The organism is Candidatus Hydrogenedentota bacterium (genome assembly GCA_018005585.1).
Classification (GTDB): domain Bacteria; phylum Hydrogenedentota; class Hydrogenedentia; order Hydrogenedentales; family JAGMZX01; genus JAGMZX01.
In genome coordinates this window covers 1-5,259 of record JAGMZX010000243.1, presented here as the reverse complement: position 1 = coordinate 5,259, position 5,259 = coordinate 1, and the positions used below count along the sequence as shown (strand labels likewise).

The window sequence follows — 5,259 nt, the reverse complement described above, 5'->3', positions numbered from 1 at the left end:
GCCCAGTTGCGCGATTCGCTCCTTGCGCCGCTTGCCCAGCACCCGCGCCACGCCGCGGCCAAGGTCCAGGTCGCTGACCTTGAGCCCCGCGCATTCCGCGGCGCGCATCCCGCTGCTGTAAAGCGTTTCCATCAAGGCGCGGTCGCGCGCGCCCAGCGGCGCCGCCGTGTCCGGCGCTTCGAGCAACTGCGTCACTTCGGGGACCGACAACACGTCGGGAAGTTCGCGGCTCAGCTTGGGCGATTTCACTTCCTGCGCCGGATTGTCCTCGAGCATGCCGCGCCGGACCAGGAACTTGTACGCCGCCCGCAGCGACGCCAGCTTGCGCGCCGCCGTGCGCGGCGTGCCGCCCGTGGTCTGCACGTGTGCCAGAAATGCGCGCACCTCGTTTCGCGTGGCCCGGTGCAGCGCCTCGAGAGAGGCCTTCGGGCGCGGCTCGCCGAACGGATGCGCGAACGCCGCCGCGCCGCGGTCCACGAAATCGCAGAACTGGTCCAGGTCGTTCATGTACGCGCGCAGCGTATGCTTCGAGAACCCGCGCTCCGTCTTCAGGTAATTGACGAACAGTAGAATCTCGATGGCTGACATGGCGTCCTTATTCTCGCGCAAGCAGCAACCACAATCAAGTGGACAACACGCAAGCCGGCCTACCAGATATTGTGGCCACGCCGAACTTGACTCCCGGATGGCAAAAAGAGAACACTACTGTCTACTCATTCTTGTCCCACCGCAGCCTTGCGGGCATCCGCGCCTTGCTGGTGACTGTTGAGGAATACAGGCGCAGCACAGGTTTATGACGGGCGGCGGCGCGGCGGCGGCGCGCCGCATTTGACATTGCCGTGCCGTTTGTGGTTGTTCTCTAGGGTTGACGGGCGGGAGGAGCACCGGGTCTCAGCACAAGGAATACGTTTTGAAGCTGGTTATTGTCGAATCGCCCGCGAAGGCGAAAACGATCAGCCGTTTCCTCGGCCGTGACTACAAGGTCGTGGCCAGTTACGGCCATATTCGCGACCTGCCGGGTTCGGCGGACGAGGTGCCGAAGTCCATCAAGTCGAAACCGTGGGCGCGCCTTGCGGTGGATATTGAGCACAATTTCACGCCGTACTATGTGGTCTCGAAAGACAGCAAGAAACGAGTGAGCGAAATCAAGGCCATGCTCGGCGATGCGGAGGTGCTCGTGCTTGCCACGGACGAAGACCGCGAGGGCGAGTCTATCAGCTGGCACCTGGTCGAGACGCTGAAGCCGAAGATGCCGGTCCAGCGCATCGTGTTCCACGAGATTACGAAGACCGCCATCGACGAAGCCGTGGAGAACCCGCGCGAGGTCAACCAGCAACTGGTTCGCGCGCAGGAGAGCCGGCGCATCCTCGACCGGCTCTTCGGTTTCTCGCTGTCGCCCGTGCTCTGGCGCAAGGTAGGTTCGCGGCTGAGCGCGGGGCGCGTGCAGAGCGTGGCGGTCCGCCTCGTGGTCGAGCGCGAGGAAGCGCGCCGGGCCTTCAGGCGGGCGGCCTACTGGGACATCGAGGCGACGCTCGCGGCGCGGGGCAAGAGCTTCAAGGCGGTGCTCATCGAATGGAACGGGCAGCGCGTCGCGGAGGGGAAGGACTTCGACCCCGCGACGGGCCGGCTCAAGACGGAGCGCGTGGTCTGGCTGCGGGAAGCGGACGCGGCGCGGCTGTCGGAACAACTCGGCGAGCGCGTGCCATGGCGGGTGACGCGGGTCGAGCAGAAGGAAGCGCGGCAACGCCCCCAGCCTCCGTTCATTACCTCGACGCTGCAACAGGCCGCCAGCGCGGCGCTGGGCATGGCTCCGAGCCGGACCATGGCCATCGCGCAACAGTTGTACGAGGGCGTCGACCTCGGGGGCGGCGATCGCGAGGGCTTGATCACCTACATGCGCACGGACTCGGTCACCCTGGCGGAGAAGGCGCTGCACGAGGCGGGGCGGGTCATCCGCGACCTGTTCGGCGAGGAGTATTATCACGGACCGCGCCGCTACACGACCAAATCAAAGATGGCCCAGGAGGCGCATGAGGCGATCCGGCCCACGCATATCGACCGCAAGCCCGAAGACGTGGCGCATTACCTTGACGGCGACCAGTTGCGCCTCTATCGCCTGGTCTGGAACCGCACCGTGGCGTCCCAGATGCGCGATGCGGAACTCCTGAAGACCACCGTGGACTTCGTGGCCGACTGCGACGGCGGCCCGGCGGTCTTGCGCGCCGCGGGGTCGGTCGTAACGTTCCCGGGGTTCCTGCGCGTGACGAACGGCGACAGCCGCGACGCGGAACTGCCGGAAATCCGCGAAGGCGACCTTGCGGGCCCCGGCCAGCCGGTCACGATCGACGAAATCGCCCCTGCGCGACATGAAACGCAGCCGCCCGCGCGGTTCACCGAGGCGCTGCTCATCCGTGAACTTGAAAAGGAGGGGATCGGGCGCCCCTCGACCTACGCGCCGATTATCTCGACGATCCAGCAGCGCGGCTACGTCATGAAACTGCCTAAGGGCGGCACGCTCGCGCCCACGTACCTGGGCATTGCGGTCACGCACCTGCTGCGGTCCCATTTCGCGGAATATGTCGACCTGAAATTCACCGCGCGCATGGAAGACGTGCTGGATGAAATAGCCGAGGGCCGCCTGGACTGGATTGGGTTCCTCGCGGGCTTCTATCGCGGCGAGGGCGGCTATGGCCATGGCCTCGAACGGCAAATCGAACACGAGATGCCGCGCATCGAGTTCCCGGCCATTCCCGTTGGCAACGACCCCGTGACAGGCGACCCGATTTGCGTGCGGCTTGGGAAAACCGCTCCCTACGTGCAGCGCGGCGAGGGCGGCAACGGCAACACGGCGACCATCCCCGAGTCGCTCTTCTTCGAGGACCTCACCCCGGAGAGGGCGCGAGAGTTGATAGAGACCAAGACGCAAGTGAGCGACGTGCTGGGCCGGGACCCGGCCACGGGTCTCGAAGTACACCTGCGCCAGGGGCCCTATGGGCTGTACGTACAACTCGGCGAGGGCGGGCGGGGCAAGGAGAAGCCGAAACGCGCCAGCCTGCCGAAGGAAACCGCGCCGGAATCCGTCAGTCTCGACCTTGCCCTGAAATTCCTCGCGTTACCGCGCGAACTCGGCGCGCACCCCGAAAACGGCGAAACGGTAAGCGCCGGGATCGGCCGCTTCGGTCCCTACGTTAAGTGCGGCAAGGAATTCCGCAGCCTGGCGCCGGAAGACGACGTGCACACCGTCACGCTCGAACGCGCGCTGGCCCTGCTCGCCGCGCCGAAAGCGCGACGCAGCGCATCGAAGCGGCTCGTGCGCGAGATGGGCGCGCACCCCGAGTCAGGCGCGACGGTGGCGCTCTACGAAGGGCGTTTCGGGCCTTACGTCACCGACGGCAAGACCAACGCCACTGTCCCGAAGGGCACGGCGCTGGATTCGCTCACGCTCGCGGATGCCATTGCGTTGCTGGCTGCCCCGAGGTCGAGCCGCGGAGCAAAAAGGGTGCTTCGCTCGCTGGGCGCGCATCCCGAGAGCGGCGCAACGGTCGACCTTCTCGATGGCCGTTATGGACCTTACGTCACCGACGGCAAGAAGAACGCGACGATCCCGAAAAGCATGGACCCCGAGGCGGTCACGCTCGACACCGCCGTCGAATTGCTCGCAAACGCACCCGCCCGGAAGAAACGCCCGTTCCGGCGACACACACGCGGCTGAGTAGCGCCCGGATTCCGCCCGATTTCCGGAAAATTGCGGGGAAATGGTACAATGCCCGCGGGTGGAACTGCCCCGAGAGGAATCATCTCATGAAGTCCCGCAGCGCGCGATTGCTCTATCTGTGTCTGTTCGCCTGCCCCGGCTTGCTGCTGCTCTGCGCCGCAGGTTCCGCCACCCCGCTCGATGATTACGTGGCCGCGGCCGACCCATCCTACGCCTACTCGATCACCAGCAGCACGCACGTGGGTACGGCGCCGACCGGCTACACGCGCTATATCGTGCAATTGACGTCGCAGACGTGGCGTTCGTCCGCCGAACTCAACCGCACGCTCTGGCAGCACTGGCTGACCGTCGTCGTGCCGGACACGCTGCTGCTGGACACGGCCCTGCTGGTCATCAACGGCGGCAGTAATGGTTCTTCGCCGACGGACCTCGAGCCTTATCTCGGCTACGTGGTCGGGGCAACGGGCAGCATCCTCGCCTTCCTGGAGCAGGTGCCGAACCAGCCGCTGCGCAGTCTCGAAGACAACGTCGCCCGGTCCGAAGACGAACTGATTGCCTGGAGCTTCGACAAATACTTGACCACGGGCGACGCCACGTGGCCGGTGTTGCTGCCCATGGTCAAGAGCGCCGTCCGCGCAATGGACACCGTCGCCGAGATCGCCGCGACCCACAGCATCACGCTCGACAAGTTCGTAGTCGGCGGCGCGTCGAAACGCGGCTGGACCACTTGGCTTACAACCGCCGTGGATCCGCGGATTGCCGCCTGCGCGCCCATCGTGATCGATGTGCTGAATATGGTGCCGTCCCTGGAACACCACTGGAAATGCTACGGCGAATACTCAAGCGCCGTGCACGACTACGTGGATTACCACATCTTCGACCGCATGGACACGCCCGAGGGCGCGGCCCTGCGCGGCATCGTCGACCCGTACGTGTACCGCGACCGCTACACCATGCCCAAGTACATCATCAACGCCACGGGCGACGAATTCTTCGTGCTGGATTCCGCCCAGTTCTACTTCGACGACCTGCCCGGTACGAAACACCTCTATTACCAGCCCAACAGCGGCCACGGCATGGACGTCGACATGAACGCCATCCTCGGCCTGGTCGTGTATTACCTTGCCATTGCGCGCAACGATCCCCTGCCGCAGTTCTCGTGGACCTTTGAAGGCGACGACGTCATCCGCGTGCAGACCATAGACGCACCCAGTTCGGTGAAACTGTGGCAGGCCACCAATCCGTCGGCCCGCGACTTCCGCTGGTTCGACGGCGCGGGTCCGCAGTGGACCAGCACGACGCTTACGCAACAGCCGTCCGGCAGCGGCCAGTATCTCGGGCAGGTCGCCGTGCCGCCTGCGGGCTGGACCGCGTTCTTCATCGAAGTGAACTTTTCCAGCGGCTTGCGTTTTGCCACAGAGGTACGCGTAGTTCCGCGATGGCTACCCTACGGCGGCGAAGGCGAGGGTGAAGGCGAGGGCAAGGGCGAGGGCGAAGGCGAAGGCGAAGGCGAGGGTGAGGGCGAGGGCGAGGGTGAAGGCGAG

3 protein-coding genes are annotated in these 5,259 nt (G+C 65.3%); 2 read left to right on the top strand and 1 reads right to left on the bottom strand.

Annotated elements, in window-relative coordinates:
* The coding region (locus KA184_23035; protein ID MBP8132465.1) for a site-specific integrase at positions 1 to 588 on the bottom strand (588 nt) is incomplete at its 3' end.
* 277 nt (positions 589 to 865) lie between these two features.
* Here KA184_23035 and topA point away from each other — a divergent pair.
* Positions 866 to 3,712, top strand: coding sequence for a type I DNA topoisomerase (gene topA / locus KA184_23030; protein ID MBP8132464.1), 2,847 nt, complete (start codon positions 866 to 868; stop codon positions 3,710 to 3,712).
* Between the two features lie 89 nt (positions 3,713 to 3,801).
* On the top strand, positions 3,802 to 5,259 hold a 1,458-nt coding region (locus KA184_23025), incomplete at its 3' end, for a PhoPQ-activated pathogenicity (GenBank protein MBP8132463.1).